The organism is Roseovarius bejariae, from assembly GCF_009669325.1.
Taxonomy (GTDB): Bacteria; Pseudomonadota; Alphaproteobacteria; order Rhodobacterales; family Rhodobacteraceae; genus Roseovarius; species Roseovarius bejariae.
In genome coordinates this window covers 189,425-205,396 of record NZ_SZWE01000002.1, presented here as the reverse complement: position 1 = coordinate 205,396, position 15,972 = coordinate 189,425, and the positions used below count along the sequence as shown (strand labels likewise).

The window sequence follows — 15,972 nt, the reverse complement described above, 5'->3', positions numbered from 1 at the left end:
AATTCGCCAGAAAAGCTCCGCTTTCCGGCCATGCACAGTCTGTATCCAATTCGAGAACAGCGAGGGCACAACAGGCAAGGATGCGTCCTCGTGGGCATGCTGACACAAGATCGGCGGCCCATTTCGAGTGAGGAGCAGGGCCATGCCCACCTATACGGTCAGTATCTATAACACGGACCCCCTGTTCATCCTGTCCCGGACGATCGGGGGCACGGGGACATGGACTGGCGAGGCCAGCCCTTCGGGGACGGCCACCATCACCGACCCCGAATCCGGTGTCGAAGGTCAAACCATCGACAGCAATTTTTCTGGCGGGGAAAGCGCGACGGCGGATGTCTCGGTGAGCGGCAGCACATCGAGCGGCGCCCCTGTCTATGCCGAAGAAAGCTGGACCCTGCGCGATACGGTGACCGGCGACACCTTCCAGGTTATCACCTTCCGCGTCGATAGCGGCGGGGCCACCGGCTATTACACGCTGTCGGAAATGCCGCTTGTTGCCGGGCGCAACTATGACACGCTGGACTATGATACCGATCCGGACGTGACCGCGGGCGATCCGGCCTTCAGCATTGATGATTACGAAGAACCGGGCGCCGAGGTCGACGGAACCGGAGGCGACGACACCATCGACGCGGCCTACACCGATGCCGATGGCGATAGCGTGGGGGGCGGAGATGATACGGTTTTTGCCGGCTCGGGCAACGACAGTGTCGAAAGCGGCGATGGCGACGATACCGTCTATGGCGATCTGGGGTCGGACACCCTGATCGGTGGCAGTGGAAACGATTACCTCAAAGGCAGCGAGCAGGACCCCGGCAATACGGGCATAGGCGGGTCCTCGACGACGGGTGACACCTTTACCGTCATCAACCTTGGCACCTACGCCGATATCGACCCGACCGAAACCAATGGCCAGTCAGAGAACGCCGCCGACCTGATCGGAAGCTACGGCGGCCCGGGCGCCGAACTGTACAACAATTTTCAAACCGCCACGACCTCGGACAGCGATGGCGACAATATTCTGGCCGACAACGACAATGGCGCGGCACCCGAAACGATCACGGTGGACGGCGTCACCTACCAGCTTGACAGCACGCAGGTTTACGACGCGACGGTAACCTTCATTGACGGTTCTGTTGGCAGCTTCACCGCCGTGGTTTCGCAGACAACGACCGGCGAAACCTTCATGATGCCGGAGTATTCCACCAACGCCGACAATACCTTGTTGACCTCGCAACCCATCGAGTCGATCTCGCTTGATGCGATCAACACCGACGATACCGGGCTTTACGCGTATCGTCTGGATGCGGATTACCAGGTTCCCGCAATGAGCGCCGATGCGTCCGGCGACAGCCTTGTCGGTGGTGCGGGCGACGACACCCTGGTCGGGGACCGGGGCAACGATACCCTGATCGGCGGGACCGGGGCCGACGAGTTCTTTGGCGGGCTCGATGACGACGAGATGTACCTGGCCGAGGGCGACACGGCCTATGGCGGCGATGGCGATGACCTGTTCGTACTGGGCGATCTGGGCGAAGTGGGCAGCAGCACCATCGACATCACCGGCGGCGAAGGCGGTGAGACCGGCGGCGACACCCTGCAACTGACCGCGGACCTGACACAGGACGACATCACCTTCACCAATACCGATGATGCCGCGGGCGGGCTTTCGGGCAATTTCACCATGGCCGACGGGACGGTGGTGAATTTCTCGGAAATCGAGAACATCATCTGTTTCACCCCCGGCACGCGCATCCAGACCGCACAAGGCGAGCGACGCATTGAGGAACTGCGGGTTGGGGATATGGTTCTGACCCGTGACAACGGGTTTCAGCCGATCCGCTGGCTCGGGCACAGCACCGTCGAGGGGCACGGGAAGTTCGCGCCCATCGCGATCAACTCGACCGTACTGGACGGCGCGCGGCGGCCGCTTCTGGTCTCGCCGCAGCACCGGGTCTTGTTCACCGGCTACAAGGCCGAGCTGCTGTTCGGTCACGACGAGGTTCTGGTTGCCGCCAAGCACCTGGTGGATGGCCGTGACGTGCGCGTGGTCGAGCGCAAACTGGTCACCTATTTCCACATGATGTTCGACCGCCACGAGGTGATCTATGCCGAGGGCGCGGCGACCGAAAGCTTTCACGCCGGCGACACCGGGATCGCGGCAATTTCGAATCGGGCGCGTGAGGAAATGTTTGCCGTCTTCCCCGAATTGCGCAGCAATCCGGGCGCCCATGGCGATACGGCCCGCATGTGCCTGAAGGCGCATGAAGCACGGCTTTTGCTTGAACCCGAGGACAATTTCGCCCTTGCGGCCTGATTGTTACCCGTCAGGCGGGTAGTCGGACACAGCATTGTCAGGTTTGCTCCGAATTGCCGCCGCATAGGCTGACTATACACCCTTTAGGGTCGCGGTGAGCACTACGCCAAAGCCATCCTGAAAATCCGAACGACGTTACATCCCCTCGGGCCGGACATGGACCACGGGGCTTAAAATGGAGTGTGAGTATTGGCTACTGGTTATCTTGTAACGCTTGGCGATGGATCCCTTGACGCTGGCGATTATGTTTCGGGCGCACAATCCACTTTTACCATTGATCAGACGATCGGCACCGGAGAATGGACATGGTCCGGCGTCTGGGACAGTGATGGCCAGTACTATTCCAACATAACGGACACCGGGACTTATTACGTCGGCAGCGACGGAAATGTCTATTTCATTCCTGACACATGGAACACGACAAGTGGCGATGCCTCGGTCACTTCTGCACCGGCATACACCTCTGGCCCGGACACGGTTGACGGGACGGCTGGCGATGATCTGATCGATGCGGGCTATGTCGATGCGCAAGGCGACCAGATCAGCGATCAGGCAGAGTCCGTCTTGGGCGGAGACGGCGACGACACGATCGCCGGCAGTGGTGGCGCCGATACGATCAACGGCGGGGCGGGCCTGGATTACGTCGATTATTCGGACTCGGCGTACGCGGTGAACGTGAACCTTACGAGCAACACGGGGTCAGGTGGCGATGCCGCCGGTGATCAATACTTCGGCATCGACGGGGTTATCGGATCCGACTTCAACGACACGATCATCGGATATGACACGGCTGGTGCAGATTACACGAATGTTTTCTCGGGCGGCGGGGGCGATGACAGCATCGATGCCCGCGGCGCGGATGACACGGTCTTTGGTGACGAAGGCGACGACACGCTTTTGGGCGGCGGGGGCAACGATTACCTGGATGGCGGCGAAGGCGCCGACAGCATTCAGGGCGGCGATGGAAACGATACGATCATCGGCGGCACGCAAGTGCCCGATGCGGACCTGAACCTGAGCTGGGCCGCGGCGGGGGCCGATGAACAAGACCTCTCTGCCGGGTTCGTTCAGGACACTGGCGGCATTAACGTTGCAGTCAGCTTCACCGACGATGGGAACGCGGGATCGATCAGCGCCGAAACCACGGACACGCAATACGTTGGCTCGGGAGAGCCTTTCGATCCGACGTCCTCGGCCGCCATGGGGGGCGGATCGACGACCGGTGACACATCGACCACCACTGTTTCCTTCTCGGCGGTGGATGGCGCGGCATATGGTGACGAGGTCACCAATGTCAGTTTTCGGATCAACGATCTGGACCAAAACAGCTGGGAAGACTTGGTCACGATCCGCGCATACGACGCGAACGGCTCCCTGATCGAAAGCACGATCACCTACCAAGGCGCGACCACGACTGGCACCACGCCGACCGAGGATGGCGAAGGAAGCTGGTCACAGTCGAACGCCGATGGCTCCGCCCTTGTCGAAATCACCGGACCGGTCAGCTATTTCGAAATCGACTATGACCAAGGCGGGACCGCTGGCCAGGCGCTTTGGGTGACCGATATTCATTTTACCGCCGTTGGCGCCAGCGATGGCGATGACACATTGGAAGGCGGTGCGGGCAATGACAGCATTGTCGGGGATGTCGGCAACGATGTTCTGGATGGCGGCACCGGTCAGGACACGCTGGACGGTGGGGCCGGAGACGACACCTTTGCCCTGTCCGACGATTTCGGCAACGATACGATCCTTGGCAGTGAAACCGGGGAAACGGCTGGCGATACGCTCGATCTGAGCAATCTGACGCAAGACACCACCATTGACCTGACAAGCGCCGATCCGGAGGCGGGCAGTGTCTCGAACGGGACCGACAGCGCAACCTTCTCGGAAATCGAGAACATCACGCTGGGCGGCGGCACCGACACGATTGTTCTGGCCGATGGCTCGGGCAGCGACACCGTTCAGGCCTTCGAAGCGCCGATTGACAATGGCGACGGCACGTTCACCGGGCAGGATCAACTGGATGTCTCTGGACTGACCTCGGACGGTGGCACAACGCCGGTGACAACGGCGGATGTGACCGTGACCGACGATGGATCGGGCAATGCGGTTGTGACTTTCCCGGGTGGTGAAAGCATCACGCTTGTCGGTGTGGCCCCCGCGCAAGTGGATTCGGTTGAAGAATTGATTGCGATCGGCATCCCGGATGGTCGCGACTATATCGTCGAAGGCACCACGGGTAGCGATCTGATCAATGTGGACTATGTCGACGACCCGGAAGGCGACATGGTCGATGCCACGGATAACGCCACGGGCACCAACGATGATCTGATCACCGCAGGAGACGGGAACGACTCGGCTTATGGTGTCGATGGCAATGATACGATCTATGGTGAAGGCGGTGACGATTACCTGGCTGGTGGCGTTGGCGATGATCTGATCGACGGCGGAATCGGTGGCGATGACCTTGACGGTGATGCCGGTAACGACACGCTGATTGGTGGTGATGGCAATGACGGTCTGGATGGCGGAACCGGCAATGACAGCCTGACAGGTGACATCGGCGACGACAGTCTCTGGGGCGGTGCCGACAATGACACGCTTATTGGTGGCGATGGAAACGACGCCATGTATGGCGGAACCGGCGACGACCAGATCGATGCTGGAACGGGCACGGATTTCATCTCGCTGACGGGCGGCAATGACACTGTGTTTGCCGGGGCCGACGACGACAACATAGTGGTTGTACCGGGGGGCTATGCGGATGGTGCTGTTCTGGACGTGGACGGCGGTACGACCGGGAATGATTCCGATACGCTCAACCTCTCGGCATGGGATGCTTTCCGCAACCTGAGCGAAGCCGCCGATACCGACGGTGACAGCACCAGCGGCTCTGTCGAGGTCATGGACGCAAGTGGCAACTGGATTTCGGTCAACTTCAACGAAATCGAGACGCTTTTGCTACCGACGTCGGATTTGACACCCGACTATATCGTCGAAGGCACAGCCGGGGGCGATTACATCAGTGACGGCTATCTCGGCGACCCGGAAGGCGATCTTGTCGACAACAACGACAACGCCGCGGGCACCAATGACGACAGCATCCGCGCCGAAGGCGGCGATGATACGATCATTGCCGGGCTGGGCACTGACAGCGTCGACGCGGGCACCGGCAACGACAGTGCGCGTGGCGGCGATGGCGACGACACCCTGCTGGGCAATGCCGGCAACGATACCCTGCTGGGCGAAAGCGGCAACGACAGTATCGACGGCGGCACCGGTTTCGACAGCCTGCTGGGTGGCCTTGGCAATGACACCATCTCGGGCGGCGACGATGCCGACACGATCTATGGTGAGGGGGGCGATGACTCGATCGACGGGGGGCTTGGCAACGACTCCCTGATTGGCGGAGATGACGCCGACACGGTTTCGGGCGGGGCCGGGATAGACGAGATTTACGGCAACGCGGGTGACGACCTTCTTGATGGCGGCACCGAATCCGACTCGCTTTTCGGTGGAACCGGCGATGACACCTTGATCGGTGGTCTGGGCGACGATTCCATGCTCGGGGACGGCGGCGACGACCTGTTCGTGCTGGAAAACTCCTTTGGCAACGACAGCATCGACGGCTGGGGCACCGAGGAAACCAGCGGCGATACGCTTGATGCGACGGCGGTCACCGATAATGTCACGGTTGACCTGACGGCGAATGGCAGCCCGGCAGACCCCGAAAGCGGCACCATAAGCGACGGCACCTCGACCGCGAATTTCGCGGATATCGAGAATATCGATCTGGGCGCGGGCGACGATAGCGTGATCGGCTCGGACGGGGATGACAGTATCGCGATCAGCACCGGCGCCGGGGCCGACACCGTTGACGGTGGCGCGGGCAACGATGTTTTTGACATCGGCGCGGCAGACGGAGCGAAGGACACTGTCGTTCTGGCGGATGGCGGCGGCAACGACACGATCGGAGGCTTCGAAGCCCCGACCGATAACGGTGACGGCAGTTTCACCGGCAATGACCTGCTTGATGTCAGCGGCCTGAACGATGCGGGTGGCGCGCCGGTCAACACCGATGATGTGACGGTGACCGATACCAATGGCGACGGCACGGGCGATGCGATCCTGCTGTTCCCCAATGGCGAATCGATCACCCTGACCGGGGTTGCGCCCTCGGAGGTGAATGACCCTGCGGCACTCGGGGCCATGGGCATTCCCATCCCCAACTACATCGTCGAGGGCACGACCTCGGGCGACGTGATCGACTCGGGCTATACGGGAGATCCCGAAGGCGACCAGGTGGACGCAGGAGATAACCTAGCGGGCACCGATGACGACAGCATCCTTGCCGGTGCGGGCAATGACACCATCAGCGCCGGTGCCGGTGCCGACAGCATCGACGCAGGCATCGGAGATGACCTGGTTTACAGCGGAACCGGCAATGACACCGTGCTTGCAGGCGATGGGGCCGATACCGTTTCCGGCGAAGCCGGAGACGATTCCCTTGTCGGTGGCGAGGGCTTTGACAGCTTGCTGGGGGGCGACGACAACGATGTCCTGCTCGGCGAAGTGGGGAACGACACGCTGCGCGGTGATGCCGGGAACGATACGATCATCGGTGGCATCGGGGACGACTCGGCCCATGGCGGTACAGGCGACGACAGCATGTCGGGCGGAGAGGGCAATGACACTCTGCACGGCTGGTATGGCAATGACACGATCGATGGCGGAGCCGGAAACGACTATATCGACGCCGACCTCGGCACCGACATTGCCAGCGGCGGCGATGGCAATGACACCATCATGGGTGGATACAGCGTTGAAAGCGACACCCTTTACGGTGAGGCCGGAGACGACAGCATCGACGGGCAAGCCGGAGATGACCTGATTGATGGTGGCATCGGCGATGACACGCTGCTTGGCTCGGATGGGGATGACACTTTCACCCTCTACGACAGCTTTGGCAACGACACGATCACCGGCGGCGAGACCGACGAAACCACGGGCGACAGCCTTGATGCCAGCTCGGTCACGGCGAACACCACGCTGGACCTGACGGCGGGCATCGCTTCGGACCCCGAAAGCGGGACGCTCAGCGATGGCACGTCGACCGCTGGTTTCAGCGAGATCGAGAACATCACGCTGGGTTCGGGCGACGACAGCGTTATCGGCTCGTCCGGTGACGACTCGGTCAGCACCGGGGCGGGGGCAGATACGGTCGATGGCGGCGCGGGCAACGACACCTTCGATGTCGGGGCAGCCGATGGTGCGGTTGATACCGTGGTGCTGGACGATGGCGACGGCAATGACACGATTTCGGGCTTCGAAGGCCCCATCGACAATGGCGACGGGACCTACACCGGACAGGACCAGATCGACACTTCGGCCCTGACCGATGCGGATGGCAACCCGGTTCTGGTTTCGGATGTGACCGTCACCGACGATGGCAGCGGCAACGCGCTTCTGACCTTCCCCAATGGCGAGTCGCTCACGTTGCTTGGGGTCGATCCGGCATCGGTCACGGATCACGATGCCTTGGCCGCCATGGGAATCGCGCAGAGCGATTATATCGTGGACGGAACCGCCGGGGGCGATCTGATCGACGGCAGCTATACGGGCGACCCGGATGGCGATTTCGTCGACAACCTCGACAGCCGGACCAACGGCAACGATGACAGCATCGTTGCAGGTGCCGGTGACGATACGATTCTTGCAGGCGATGGCAACGATACCGTCGAGGCCGGTGAGGGTGACGACTCGGTCTCGGGCGGCGCTGGCAACGACGAGATCTATGGCTTCGAGGGCAGCGATACCGTCGATGGCGGCGCGGGCGACGATTTCATCAACACCCGTACTTCGCCGGGCACGGGCCTGCCCGACGAGGAATACAACAGCGGTGGGGCTTTGGATTACCCCGCGGATACCGATCCGACCTACGATCGCGACAGCGTTATCGGCGGCGACGGGAATGACACCGTTCTGTCGGGCGACGACAACGATACGGTTTCGGGCGGCCTTGGGGCGGATTCGGTGGATGCCGGGTTTGACGACGACAGTGTCACGGGCGATGCCGGGAACGATACCCTTGAAGGTAACGAGGGCAACGACACCATCGACGGCGGCAGCGATGACGACCTGATCTATGGCGAGTTGTCCCCGTCGAACCCGGATTATGCATCGTATTCACTATACGAATTGGCGAATGACGGCACGGATGCGGCCCCGACCAACAACGCGGATAGCCTTCTGGGCGGTGACGGCAACGACACCATCTATGGTCAGGACGACGACGACACCCTTCTGGGGGGCAGCGGCGATGACCTGCTTGATGGTGGGATCGACAACGACAGCCTTGACGGCGGCACCGGGTCGGACATCCTGACCGGCGGCGCGGGTGACGATACCATCGTGGCCGCGCAGGGGGATACCGTCACCGGCGGGGATGGCGACGATTACTTCACCATTGCCGATTTCGGCGAGTTTGGAAGCGACAGCATCTCGATCACCGGTGGCGAGGGCGACGAGACGGCGGGCGACACGCTTTTCCTCGGGGCCGATTACAGCCTGAACGATCTGACCTTCACCAATACGGACGATAGTGCCGGCGGTCTCTCGGGCAATTTCACCATGGCCGACGGCACGGTGGTGAACTTTGCAGAGATCGAGAACATCATCTGCTTCACCCCGGGCACCCGGATTTTGACCGGCCATGGCGAGCGTCCGATTGAAGACCTGCGCGAAGGCGACATGGTGGTGACCCGCGATCACGGCCTGCGCCCGATCCGCTGGATCGGCAAGCGGAGTGTCCCGGGCAAAGGCCGATTTGCACCGGTGCACGTCGGGGCCAATGCCCTGAGCGGGGCGCGCGAGGGGCTTGTAGTATCGCCACAGCACCGCATCCTGTTCACCGGGTACCGGGCCGAGCTTCTGTTCGGAGAGCCGGAGGTTCTGGTTCCGGCCAAGCACCTGATCGACGGGCGCGACGTGGTGCAACAGGATGTGGATGAGGTGACCTATATCCACGTAATGTTCGACCGCCACGAGGTGATCTATGCCGAAGGCATCGCCACCGAAAGCTTCCACGCGGGCGACGTGGGGCTGGGTGCCGTGGACGCGGCCGCGCGCGAGGAATTGTTCGCGATCTTCCCCGAACTGCGGTCCGCCCCGTATCGCCATGGCAAAACCGCCAGAACCTGTCTGAAAGCGCATGAAGCGCGGTTAATTCAAGGTCTCGGATTCTGATCCATTCCTAACTGGAACCGGCAGGCCCTGCGAGTGTCAGAACGGCACGGCGCAGGGCCTGCCAATCGGTGTATTCGCGATCTTTCGTCGGGTCGACATCCTGCCCCTGCTGATGGGCAATCCAACGCATGGCCAGTGATTTGAAAAAGTCATATTGCGTGAACCGGAAGGCCCCGGCGACATGGATCAACTGATCCGGGCGCCAGCCGGTTTCGTCGAAAAACCGGCCACAAATCCTGTCCAACTCGGCCAGATCCTTGGCCTCGCCACTCGCCACGGCCAGAGAAACAGACAGGAACATGGTACGTAACCCGGCCAAGCCGTTGCCATGCGTCTTGGCGAACTCCCCCATGTCTTTCTGGAAGGTGCCAAGATGCAGGGACGCGGCAAGGATCGCCGCGTCGAACCGCCCGAGGTCGAGCCCGTCGTCATCGCCCACGTCAAGCAGTTCAACGGAGTGCCCCTCGTCAATCAGGACATCCGCGCAAAACCGGCAAATCTTGCGGGTTTGCCCCTCGGTCGTGGCATAGGCGATGAGAATGTTCATGAGTTCCCCCTTACACGGTAAGCGAGGAAGAGTTTACGCCATGGCAGGACACTGTCCTTGATGCACAACAAGCGCCCCTGAGGACCTCAGGCCGATTTGAGCGCCTGGGGCCCCTGCCCTTGCGCCCATTGCCGTGCTGCATCTCCGAAGGCTGTGAACAACGGGCGGCTGACCGGGTCGTTCGCGGCATTGTATTCGGGATGCCATTGCACCGACAGGGCGAAACCGGGCGCGCCGTCGACATAAATCGCCTCGGGCGTGCCATCCGGGGCATAGCCGTCGATCACCACGCGGTTGCCGGGTTTGACCACCCCCTGCCCATGCAAGGTGTTGGTCATCACCTCCTCGGCCCCCATGAGATGATGGAAGACCCCGCCGGTGGTGAACCGGACGCTGTGGCGTAGCGCAAATTTCTCTTCGATGGTGCCATCGGGCGGCATCCGGTGATTGTCGCGCCCCGGCAATTCGCGGATTTCCGGGTGCAGGGTCCCGCCCATGGCGACGTTGACCTCTTGAAACCCGCGGCAGATGCCCAGGATCGGCTGCCCACGCTCCACACAGGCCCGGACCAAAGGCAGGCTGATGGCATCGCGGTTGCGGTCGAAGGCGCCATGCGCCTCGGTCGGGTTTTCACCGTATTCCTCGGGATGGACATTGGGCCGCCCGCCGGTGAGCAGGAACCCATCGCAGGCCTCAAGCAATTCTGGAACCGAGACAAACCGCGGGTCACTGGGCACCAATAGCGGCATACATCCGGCCACCTGTGCAATCGCCTCGGAATTCATCGTTCCGCCCGCATGCACCGGGTAACTGTCGTCGATCAGGTAGTGGTTTCCGATAATACCAATAACTGGGCGTGCCATGGGGGTCCTTCGCGTTACCATTAAATCCTGATTAAGTGTTCAAAAACGATAAGAAAACGCGAATGTCCGCACAAGTCACCGCGCGCCTGCGCAGGGGTCAGTGCCGATATGACGTGCGATTTTCGCGATAGCGCCCGGATTGAAGGCGCAGGTTGCCCATATCGCGGCCCTTCACCTGTCAGTCTCAACGATCAACCCCGGGATCGCATTGCAGACCCGCCCGCATCGCCCTAACGTCCCGGGCAAACGCATTGCCGATGGAGACGCCCGCGATGAAAGACGCCTCGCCTCAGACGATCTATTTGTCCGACTACACGCCGCCAGCCTTCCTTGTTGAGGAGGTGCATCTCACGTTTCGGCTGAATCCGAAAAAAACACGCGTTATCAGCAAGATAAGATTCAAACCTAACCCCGCTTCAAAAAGCCGTGACTTCTTTTTGCATGGAGAGGGCCTGCGGCTTGTCTCGGCACGGGTTGATGGGCAGGCCGTGGAGCCAGAGCTGACCGATGAGGGGCTGACTTGCGCGGTCCCGGATGCCCCCTTTGTCTGGGAGGCCGAGGTCGAGATCGACCCGCAGGGCAATACTGCGCTGGAAGGGCTTTACATGTCGAATGGCATGTATTGCACACAATGCGAGGCCGAAGGCTTTCGCAAGATCACCTATTACCCGGACCGCCCGGATGTGATGGGCGTTTTCACCGTGCGCATCGAGGGCGATGAAAAGGTCCTTTTGTCGAACGGGAATCTTGTGGCCAAAGGGGACGGGTTCGCCGAATGGCATGACCCATGGCCCAAGCCCGCCTATCTTTTCGCCCTCGTGGCCGGTGATCTGGTCAATCACCCAGATCGCTTTACCACCCGGTCGGGCCGTGAGGTGGAGTTGAATATCTGGGTGCGTCCGGGGGATGAGGGCAAATGCGCCTTTGGCATGGAGGCGCTCAAGAAATCCATGGCCTGGGACGAAAAAACCTATGGCCGGGAATACGATCTGGATGTCTTCAACGTGGTTGCCGTGGATGATTTCAACATGGGGGCCATGGAGAACAAAGGGTTGAATATCTTCAACTCTTCCTGCGTCTTAGCCAGCCAAGAGACAAGTACAGATGCGAATTTTGAAAGGATCGAGGCGATTATCGCCCATGAATACTTCCATAATTGGACCGGGAATCGCATCACCTGCCGGGATTGGTTCCAACTGTGCCTGAAGGAAGGGCTGACGGTGTTTCGCGACTCGGAATTCACCGCCGATATGCGCAGCGCGCCGGTCAAGCGGATTTCCGATGTGATCGCCCTGCGCGCCCGTCAGTTCCGCGAGGACAACGGCCCTCTGGCCCATCCCGTGCGCCCCGAGAGTTTCGTGGAGATCAACAACTTCTATACCGCCACGGTCTACGAGAAAGGCGCCGAGGTGATCGGGATGCTCAAGCGGTTGGTAGGCGATGCGGCGTATGCCAAGGCGGTCGATCTGTATTTCGAGCGTCACGACGGGCAGGCCTGCACGATCGAGGATTGGCTGAAGGTGTTCGAAGATGCCACGGGGCGTGACCTGAGCCAGTTCAAGCGGTGGTATTCGCAGGCAGGCACACCGCGTCTGCGTGTCACCGATGACTTCAAGGACGGCACCTATACCCTTCATTTCGAACAGGAAACGCCGCCAACGCCGGGGCAGGATGAAAAGGCCCCGCAGGTCATTCCGATTGCCGTGGGCCTGTTGGGGCCGAATGGCGACGAGGTGGTGGAAACCCGCTTTCTGGAGATGACAGAAGCCAAGCAGAGTTTCACCTTCGAAGGTTTGGGCGCACGCCCCGTCCCCTCGATCCTGCGGGATTTCTCGGCCCCCGTGATCCTTGAGCGTGAGACCGACAATGCCGAACGCGCCTTCCTTCTGGCGCATGACACCGACCCGTTCAACAAGTGGGAAGCGGGCCGTGACCTTGCCCGCGACGGCCTGATCGAGATGATCGTGAACGGGGCGGCGCCGGACGACGCCTATCTGGATGCAGCGCTTACCATGGCACGGGACGACACGCTTGACCCTGCGTTCCGCGCCTTGGCGCTCGGCCTGCCCAGTCAGGACGAGTTGGCACAAACCCTGCATGAGCGTGGGCACACACCCGATCCGCAAGCCATCTGGGATGCCCTTGAAACCCTGCGGCACGCCCGCGCCGAGCATTTTCAGGACCTCGCACCGCGCCTTTACGCGCAGTATCAGGTTGCCAAGCCCTATGCGCCGGACGCCGAACAATCCGGGGCGCGGGCCTTGGCCAATGCGGCCCTTGGTATGATCACCCGTCTGGATGGTGGCGCACAGGCCGGACGCCAATACGACAGCGCCGACAACATGACCCAGCAATTGGCCGCCTTTTCGAACCTATTGCAGGCCGGTCAGGGGCAGGATGCGGTCACGCGATTCTACGACCAGTGGAAAGAGGACCGCTTGGTCATCGACAAGTGGTTCATGCTGCAAATCGTCCATGCCGCCCCGGAAGACGCCGCAAAGACGACCGAAGCCCTGACGCAGCATCCCGATTTCACGATCCGCAACCCCAACCGATTCCGATCCGTATTGGGAGCCTTGGCGATGAACCCGGCCGGGTTCCATCACGCTGGCGGCGAAGGGTATCGGGTTCTGGCCGATTGGCTGATCGCGCTTGATCCGCTGAACCCGCAAACGGCGGCGCGCATGTGCTCGGCCTTCGAGACATGGAAACGCTATGACCGCGAGCGGCAAGCCATGATTGCCGACCAGTTGGACCGCATCCTTGCCACGAAGGACCTGAGCCCGGACACGACGGAAATGGTGAGCCGCATTCGCAACGGCTAGCCCTCAGTCGGAACTGTTGAGTTGCGTGAAGCGCTCAGGGCGGAGTCGCGGACGGACCGATGACATGGGCTTGCAATAGCTTTGCCGTTTAAGCCACGCCATCATGTCCCCGCGCTTGCGCCGGTTATGGAATGGTCCCCAATCGGCGGCAACACCGCGCATCCCGCGTGACACGACCCCGTCGCGCGGGACCGTCACCGACATGATCCGGATGGCACAACTCAGGTTGTCCGGCCCATTTTTCAAGGCGGCCCCGCTGCGTGCCCGGCAACCATAGCCGCGCGCTGTGGAGGGTAGGATTTGAAGCAGACCATACCATTGCCCGCCCCCGCCCACGGCAGCAGCGCGATAGGTGCTTTCATGTTTCGAAAGCGCCGATAGTAGGCCGATCCAGAAGGCCTGGCGCCCCTTTTGGCCAGCCTCGGGATAGGCCGGACACCAGTCACGAATGTCCTTTGGAACACTACGCGTCAGGGCCTGCCCATGCCCGCGCAGGGCCGAAAGCGCGGCGCGTGTCCACAACTGGCCATCTGGCAAAGATCCCCAGCGGGCGCGCGGAATATTGCCGTCGCGTGCCTCGGGCGGGCGCACGTTTTGCGGGGACTCGGCATATGATATCGCCCCAAGCAATATAAATATCGTTACACAACAAATGGTTAGCAGCTTCATCCCGAGATATTGAAACGAATTTGCCTGTAAATCAACTCTCTGGCACCTGTGGAATTCCCTGCCATCTCCTCAGCCTTGCCAAGATTTGGCCGAATTGCACTGAAAGGATCAGCAAAAGACAATCCAGACTTCAGCCGGGAGATCGTATGCCATTCTCGTCCAAGACCGCCCGCGGCGAAAATATCTTGCGCTTTCGCCGGAAACGTGACGGAGGGGAACGCAACTCCCCACGGCTGTTCGGGCGCAGAACGCGGTCTGAAAGCGATATCGAGGCTCTAAGCAAACGCATCCTTCTCCCCTCGCTCCCGGTGTCCGACGAAGAGATGGCCCGCGCCACTCATCAGGACAGGGGCCAGAAACTGGCCCGGCAAGAGATGTGGGAGGAATTGTCAAAGCAAATCCAATATGCCGACGATTGCCGCCTCTCGACCCCGGGGGGGGAGATTGCCTCGATGCTGCTGGCCTTCGGGGCGCGGTCCGACGTCGTGGCCGCCGCCGAGGACGCAATCGCCGATGGCGCCGTTCCTGACCCCGTCGGCATCGAGGCCTTGGAGGAGGTCCAGACCGAGTTTTATGGCGACCATTGTTGCGCCCTCGTCGTGGCGATGGCCCATATCGATATTGGCTGGGCCTGGCGGAATGCGGCGCGCGACGGTCTCCACGAGGAAAAGGTGTGCCAGAAGCACTGGCTGAACCATTTCAACCGGGCCCGGGACATCCTTGCACCATATGACGGGATTGATTTGGATGCGCCATCACTGGCCGCGGCGCAATGCGCCTTGACGGCGGCGTTCCGTCAGAAAGGGCACCGCGTGGCGGACGACTATGCAAAGTTGATTGATCTTGACCCCGACGGGCACCGTCATATGCGCGCCCTCGGTCAGCACCTGCTTCCAGCCTACTTCGGAAGTTACGAGACGCTCGAAGTCGAAGCGCGCCGCACGGCGGTACGTACCGCAGAGGTCTGGGGGGATGGGGGCTATGCATGGGTTTATTTCGATGCCCTTGCAATGGATCGCGGGGCACTTGACCTTCTGGATGCGGAGTTTTTCGCGGATGGCATCCGCCATATTCTTGAGGCCAAGAAGGACCAGCACATAACAAACCTTTGGGCGGCCTTTTGCGCGGTCAACATGGCAGCGGAAACGGATGGGCATCTCTCCACGCATGCGGATGCCACGCGCAGGCATTTGCATAACTGTCTGGACTGGATCCTGAGCGATTATTTACAGGAATTGCATCCCTTGGTCTGGTCTCAGGCACTGTTGTCGCCGGGACTGACCCCTGCCCTGCCCTCACGACGGGCCCTGATCAGCAAGGGACGGCAAACGGCCTTGCGGATTATCGCGACACGCTTTGCCGATGATCTGGCCGATGGCAGCTCCATCGCCTTTTCCCCCGCCGGAATGTATCGCTTGCCGGGTCTTTAAAACCACACGCCGCCCTTGCCCGTCGCGCGGCTCTGGCCTAGAACGCCCAAGTCACGAGCGATGGAGACGATCG

Annotated in this window: 7 protein-coding genes; 4 read left to right on the top strand and 3 right to left on the bottom strand. The window is 61.2% G+C overall.

Going from position 1 to position 15,972, the window contains the following annotated elements; translation table 11 throughout:
• Positions 1 to 142 precede the first annotated feature (142 nt).
• Together FDP25_RS15035 and FDP25_RS17260 are read left to right on the top strand one after the other, a co-directional pair.
• On the top strand, positions 143 to 2,317 hold the full coding sequence (locus FDP25_RS15035; RefSeq protein WP_154154098.1) for a Hint domain-containing protein: 2,175 nt from the start codon (positions 143 to 145) through the stop codon (positions 2,315 to 2,317).
• Positions 2,318 to 2,506: 189 nt separating this feature from the next.
• Positions 2,507 to 9,565, top strand: coding sequence for a Hint domain-containing protein (locus FDP25_RS17260; RefSeq protein WP_281350486.1), 7,059 nt, complete (start codon positions 2,507 to 2,509; stop codon positions 9,563 to 9,565).
• 7 nt (positions 9,566 to 9,572) lie between these two features.
• Here FDP25_RS17260 and FDP25_RS14945 read toward each other — a convergent pair whose 3' ends face one another.
• Positions 9,573 to 10,112, bottom strand: a complete 540-nt coding sequence (locus tag FDP25_RS14945) for a flavodoxin domain-containing protein (protein ID WP_154154095.1) — start codon at positions 10,110 to 10,112, stop codon at positions 9,573 to 9,575.
• 86 nt (positions 10,113 to 10,198) lie between these two features.
• Complete coding sequence (locus FDP25_RS14940) at positions 10,199 to 10,975, bottom strand: gamma-glutamyl-gamma-aminobutyrate hydrolase family protein (RefSeq protein WP_154154092.1); 777 nt, start codon at positions 10,973 to 10,975, stop codon at positions 10,199 to 10,201.
• A gap of 272 nt (positions 10,976 to 11,247) precedes the next feature.
• On the opposite strand from FDP25_RS14940, the gene pepN reads away from it, so the two are divergent.
• The gene (gene pepN / locus FDP25_RS14935; protein ID WP_154154089.1) at positions 11,248 to 13,800 is read left to right on the top strand and encodes an aminopeptidase N; all 2,553 of its coding nucleotides are present in this window, start codon (positions 11,248 to 11,250) and stop codon (positions 13,798 to 13,800) included.
• Positions 13,801 to 13,803: 3 nt separating this feature from the next.
• Here the strand turns inward: pepN and FDP25_RS14930 are convergent, their stop codons facing one another.
• A complete protein-coding gene (locus tag FDP25_RS14930) occupies positions 13,804 to 14,391 on the bottom strand; it encodes a lytic transglycosylase domain-containing protein (protein ID WP_343032081.1) in 588 nt (195 codons plus the stop codon).
• Between the two features lie 224 nt (positions 14,392 to 14,615).
• On the opposite strand from FDP25_RS14930, the gene FDP25_RS14925 reads away from it, so the two are divergent.
• The gene (locus FDP25_RS14925; protein ID WP_154154083.1) at positions 14,616 to 15,899 is read left to right on the top strand and encodes a hypothetical protein; all 1,284 of its coding nucleotides are present in this window, start codon (positions 14,616 to 14,618) and stop codon (positions 15,897 to 15,899) included.
• Positions 15,900 to 15,972: the final 73 nt, after the last annotated feature.

What these genes read in the sequence shown, in the direction of transcription:
- FDP25_RS14940 (WP_154154092.1), bottom strand. Translation starts at nt 10,975, where the DNA reads ATGGCACGCCCAGTTATTGGTATTATCGGAAACCACTACCTGATCGAC.
- FDP25_RS15035 (WP_154154098.1), top strand. Translation starts at nt 143, where the DNA reads ATGCCCACCTATACGGTCAGTATCTATAACACGGACCCCCTGTTCATC.
- FDP25_RS14925 (WP_154154083.1), top strand. Translation starts at nt 14,616, where the DNA reads ATGCCATTCTCGTCCAAGACCGCCCGCGGCGAAAATATCTTGCGCTTT.
- pepN (WP_154154089.1), top strand. Translation starts at nt 11,248, where the DNA reads ATGAAAGACGCCTCGCCTCAGACGATCTATTTGTCCGACTACACGCCG.
- FDP25_RS14945 (WP_154154095.1), bottom strand. Translation starts at nt 10,112, where the DNA reads ATGAACATTCTCATCGCCTATGCCACGACCGAGGGGCAAACCCGCAAG.